General features: G+C 69.5%; 7 protein-coding genes and 1 pseudogene. All 8 read right to left on the bottom strand.

From position 1 onward, the window contains the following. Positions 1 to 193: pseudogene (locus tag DQP58_RS25955) on the bottom strand (hypothetical protein); the annotation flags it as partial. Positions 194 to 196: 3 nt separating this feature from the next. After that, positions 197 to 523, bottom strand: a complete 327-nt coding sequence (locus tag DQP58_RS25960) for a hypothetical protein (protein ID WP_112710911.1) — start codon at positions 521 to 523, stop codon at positions 197 to 199. A gap of 50 nt (positions 524 to 573) precedes the next feature. After that, the gene (glmM, locus tag DQP58_RS25965; RefSeq protein WP_112710912.1) at positions 574 to 1,920 is read right to left on the bottom strand and encodes a phosphoglucosamine mutase; all 1,347 of its coding nucleotides are present in this window, start codon (positions 1,918 to 1,920) and stop codon (positions 574 to 576) included. A gap of 150 nt (positions 1,921 to 2,070) precedes the next feature. Then, positions 2,071 to 2,526 (bottom strand): 30S ribosomal protein S9, encoded by a 456-nt coding sequence (rpsI, locus tag DQP58_RS25970; RefSeq protein ID WP_165827961.1) that lies wholly within the window; start codon positions 2,524 to 2,526, stop codon positions 2,071 to 2,073. Positions 2,527 to 2,612: 86 nt separating this feature from the next. Next, complete coding sequence (rplM, locus tag DQP58_RS25975; protein ID WP_007773455.1) at positions 2,613 to 3,056, bottom strand: 50S ribosomal protein L13; 444 nt, start codon at positions 3,054 to 3,056, stop codon at positions 2,613 to 2,615. Between the two features lie 245 nt (positions 3,057 to 3,301). Continuing rightward, positions 3,302 to 3,604 (bottom strand): WXG100 family type VII secretion target, encoded by a 303-nt coding sequence (locus DQP58_RS25980; protein ID WP_112710914.1) that lies wholly within the window; start codon positions 3,602 to 3,604, stop codon positions 3,302 to 3,304. Between the two features lie 9 nt (positions 3,605 to 3,613). Then, complete coding sequence (locus DQP58_RS25985; protein ID WP_112710915.1) at positions 3,614 to 3,928, bottom strand: WXG100 family type VII secretion target; 315 nt, start codon at positions 3,926 to 3,928, stop codon at positions 3,614 to 3,616. Positions 3,929 to 3,972: 44 nt separating this feature from the next. Continuing rightward, positions 3,973 to 4,417: type VII secretion-associated protein (locus DQP58_RS25990; protein WP_112710916.1), on the bottom strand; the 445-nt coding region annotated here is incomplete at its 5' end.

Raw genomic sequence — 4,417 nt, forward strand, 5'->3', positions numbered from 1 at the left:
CACAGTCGCGGTCCAGCGCGCGCAGGTCCAGGCCGTCCTCGCCCGCATACCACTCCCGGATGCGGGCGGCATCCGTTGTCAGATAGGCGTTTTCGTAGCCCAACGCATGACAGGCCTGCACGTAGGCCTGGGTGTGCTCGACGGATTCCCGGCCCTCGGCGAGCCGGGCGGCCACGTCCAACCGGTCGGCCATCGGCTAGGCGATCCGCGCCGCGGCATACAGGTCGGCGTCGGCGTAGCGTTCGGCGCTGGACCGCAGCGCGACGGCGATCTCCCCCGACGCGCGCCCCCACTGCGACACCTGCGCCACCAGCCGCTCGACTTCGACGCGCAGGGCGTCACCGCGCGCGGTGTGCGCGCGCCCCGCCGCGGCCCCGCCGAACGCCAGCCTGGCCAGGTGATCGCTCACCGCGCGGTCGATGAAGTCAGCCGCCATGGCGAATTGATTGGCGACCCGCTGTGTGGCCGGCGCGTCGAACTGGGTGGCGATGCCTAGAGGTCGTGTTCCCCCAACGGATTTCATGCCTTATCCGACGCCCGCCGACGCGGCGGGGTTCCGATGGGTTAGGAGATCTACAGCGCGTCGCTGACCGCTTCGGCGACGCGGGTGGCGATCCGCGCGGCGGTGTCCTTTTCCGGTGCTTCCACCATGACGCGGATCATCGGTTCGGTTCCCGAGGGGCGCAACAGGATTCGGCCGGTGTCGCCCAGCTCGGCCTCGGCCTGCCCGAGGGCGGTCTGGACCGCGGGCGCGCTGGCGGCGGTGTCCTTGTCGGCGACGGTGACGTTGATCAGCACCTGCGGCAACGTCTGCATGACCGAGGCCAGCTCGGCCAGCGACGAGCCGGTCTGCACCATGCGGTTCATCAGCCGCAGGCCGGTGACGATGCCGTCACCGGTCGAGCCCAGCGCGGGCATCACGATGTGCCCGGACTGCTCGCCGCCCAGGCTGTAGTCGCCGGCCCGCAACTCCTCCACGACGTAGCGATCGCCAACGCCGGTGGTGCGCACCGTGATTCCCGCCGAGCGCATGGCCAGGTGCAGGCCCAGGTTGCTCATCACGGTGGTGACCAGCGTCTTGGACGCCAGCTCGCCGGCCTCGTGCATCGCCGTCGCGAGCACCACCATGATGTGGTCGCCGTCGACCAGGTTGCCTCCTGCGTCGATGGCCAGGCACCGGTCGGCGTCGCCGTCGTGCGCCAGGCCCAGGTCGGCGCGGTGCGCGACGACCGCCGCGCGCAGCGAATCCAGGTGCGTCGACCCGCAGTTGTCGTTGATGTTCAGGCCGTTGGGGTCGGCATTGATGGCGATCACCCGGGCGCCGGCCGCGCGGTAGGCGCGCGGGGCCACCGCGGAGGCCGCGCCGTGGGCGCAGTCCACCACCACGGTCAAGCCGTCGAGGCGCAGGGTGCTGGCCTTGCTCAGGTGGCGCAGGTAGCGGTCGGCCGCGTCCTCGGCGTCGATCACCCGCCCGATCCCGGCGCCGACCGGGCGCAGCCCGGGATCGACAGGGACATCAGCGAGCAGCGCTTCAATGTCATTCTCGGTGCCGTCGTCGAGCTTGTGGCCGCCGGGCCCGAAGATCTTGATGCCGTTGTCGGGCATCGGGTTGTGCGACGCGGAGATCATCACCCCGAAGTCGGCGTCGTAAGCGCCGGTCAGGTAGGCGACCGCGGGGGTGGGCAGCACCCCGACCCGCAGCGCGTCGACGCCCTGACTGGTCAGCCCGGCGATCACCGCGGCCTCCAGCATTTCGCCGCTGGCCCGCGGATCGCGGCCGATCACCGCGACCCGCCGCCCCGGTGCCGGCGCGCTCGCCAGGTGCCGCGCCGCCGCGGAACCCAGCGCTAGCGCCAGCTCGGCGGTCAACTCGCGATTGGCGACCCCACGGACACCGTCGGTGCCGAATAGTCGACCCATGCGAACAAACCTCTCACAGTTGTCGGGCTTGCACCTAACGTGCCCGTTCCTTTGTGAATGAAAACGGTTACGTCCGAGCGCAGACACGCCGCGACCGGCCACAACTTGTGCACCGCGATGCCAAGTTGTGGCCGGATAGCGATCGCTCGATCAGCGCTTGCTGTACTGAGGCGCCTTACGGGCCTTCTTCAGGCCGTACTTCTTGCGCTCGGTGGCCCGCGGGTCACGGGTGAGGAAGCCGGCCTTCTTCAGCGGGGGCCGGTCCTCGGGCTGCGCCAGGATCAGCGCCCGCGCGATGCCCAGACGCAGCGCGCCGGCCTGCCCCGACGGGCCGCCGCCGTGCAGCAGCGCGTAGATGTCGAAGCTGTCCACCCGGTCGACGGTGACCAGCGGGGCCTTGATGAGCTGCTGGTGCACCTTGTTGGGGAAGTAGCCCTCCAGGGTGCGGCCGTTCAGGTTGAACTTGCCGGTGCCGGGCACCAGGCGCACCCGCACCACGGCCTCCTTGCGGCGGCCGACGGTCTGGATGGGCCGGTCGAAGACGAAGGACTCGGCGGGCGCGGCGACTTCGGAGGTCTCGGAGGCCTCAACCGGGGCTTCGGTCACCTCGGCGACCCCTGTTTCTTCTGGGGTGTCTGGGTTTTCGGGGTTTTCGGGGTTTTCGGGGTTTTCCAAGGCCTCGGTCGTTTCGGTCACTGGGCCACCTGCTTGATCTCGTACGGGACGGGCTGTTGTGCGGCATGGGGGTGCGTCGGGCCGGCGTAGACGTGCAGCTTGCGCGCGATCTGGCGGGCCAGCTTGTTCTTGGGCAGCATGCCGACGATCGCGTCCTCCACGACGCGGTCGGGGTGCTTGTCCATCAGCTCGCGGATCGTCCGGCTGCTCAGACCGCCGGGATACCCCGAGTGGCGGTAAGCCAGCTTCTTGTCCAGCTTCTGGCCGCTGAAGGCGACCTTGTCGGCGTTGATGACGATGACGAAGTCGCCGCCGTCGACATTGGGGGTGAACGTCGGCTTGTGCTTGCCGCGCAGCAGGGTGGCTGCCGCGACGGCAAGGCGGCCAAGCACCACGTCCGTGGCGTCGATGACGTGCCACGACCTCGTGGTGTCACCCGCCTTTGGCGTGTACGTAGGCACAGCGCTTACCTTCTTTTCTCGAGGTGGATCCCGGTATGACCCGGGGGCCGGTCAGGCGTTCGCGGCAAGGGCTTGGTCTCGGCGACCGACGTTGACCCGAGGCCCCGGCGTACCGCACGCCAACGGAGCAGCTTACCGACCGGCATCCCCGCAGGTCAAAATGACTGTGTGGTCCCGACGGCTCTCCCCCGTCAGAACCACACAGTCTCACGGCGCGGCTCGAACCGCGCGGTGTCCCTCGGCCGCTACCGCGCCCAGCTACCGGCGGCCCGGCGGTCGGCGTTGGCCACCTCTTCGGCGCCGTCGCGTACCGCGTTTCCCAGCTCGGCCAATATCTCGTTGAGCGCCGTCGCCGACTGATGCCACTTCAGCTGTTCGGCCTGGTAGGCGGTGGCCGCTTCGCTGGTCCAGAGTTGCCGCAGCGGTGCGATCTGCGAGCTCAGCTCGTCGAGCGCGGCGTTGAACCGGGCCGACGTGGCGTGGATGTCCTGGCGCACCGAGTGCTCGATTTCGCCGAAGTCATAGGAAAGCACCGGGTCCACGGGGATCCTCTCTCCTCACAGGTTTCCGCCGGCGGCGGCGATGTGGTGTGCGTGGGTATGGCCGGCCTCCTGCAGGGTGGCCGCGTTGTGCCGAATGGTGTCGGCGATCGTGCTCAGCGCGTGGTAGAGCCTTAGCGACTCGGCGTTCCAGCGATCCATCACGTCCTTGAAGCGCGCGGCCGCCAGCCCGCCCCACGCCGAGCGCGGCACGCCGTTCATGCGGCCGACGAATGCCTGCAGCATCGCCCTGAGTTCCTCGTTGCGCGCGTCGGTGGTACCCGCGACGGACCGCATCAGGTCGAAGTCGGCGCTCAGTGCATTTCCGGACATACCAAGTTCGACCCGCGCGGTGGCCCTGTGGTTCCACCGAGTTTTCAGCCGATCGCGTGGGCCGATCGCACCGCCTGTTCGCAGGCATCGCGCACGGTGTTTTCGTCGCCGGGCCGGCTCTGGCAACCGATGCTGATCCGGACCGGGCCGTCCAGTAGGACGGTCCAGCGCACCTGATGGCCGGCGCGCACCTCGCGGTACGTCACCGCCGGTCGGCCGGCGCTGGTTCCGGACGGGTCGAAGTCGACGAAGACGCCGGGGGGCTCGGCATCGATCGCGCGCTTCAACCGGTCCGCGGTGCCGTTCAGTGTCTCCCCCGCTACCGGGGACTGGGTGATGTGCAAGGCGACTTCGGGATCCGTCGGGGACGTGACCTGTACTCGCGCCGAGCCCGGCCCGCTGAGCACCCGTTGCGTCGACCAGGTCGCCGGGACCGACAGCGCGACCCGGCCTTCCACCAGAAAAGTCGTGGGCGCGGTTGCCACCGGT

Source organism: Mycobacterium colombiense, from assembly GCF_003284975.1.
Taxonomy (GTDB): domain Bacteria; phylum Actinomycetota; class Actinomycetes; order Mycobacteriales; family Mycobacteriaceae; genus Mycobacterium; species Mycobacterium europaeum_A.

Bases quoted from the DNA above. Each gene is read 5' to 3' on its own strand.
- DQP58_RS25960 (WP_112710911.1), bottom strand. From the start codon at position 523: ATGAAATCCGTTGGGGGAACACGACCTCTAGGCATCGCCACCCAGTTC.
- glmM (WP_112710912.1), bottom strand. From the start codon at position 1,920: ATGGGTCGACTATTCGGCACCGACGGTGTCCGTGGGGTCGCCAATCGC.
- DQP58_RS25985 (WP_112710915.1), bottom strand. From the start codon at position 3,928: ATGTCCGGAAATGCACTGAGCGCCGACTTCGACCTGATGCGGTCCGTC.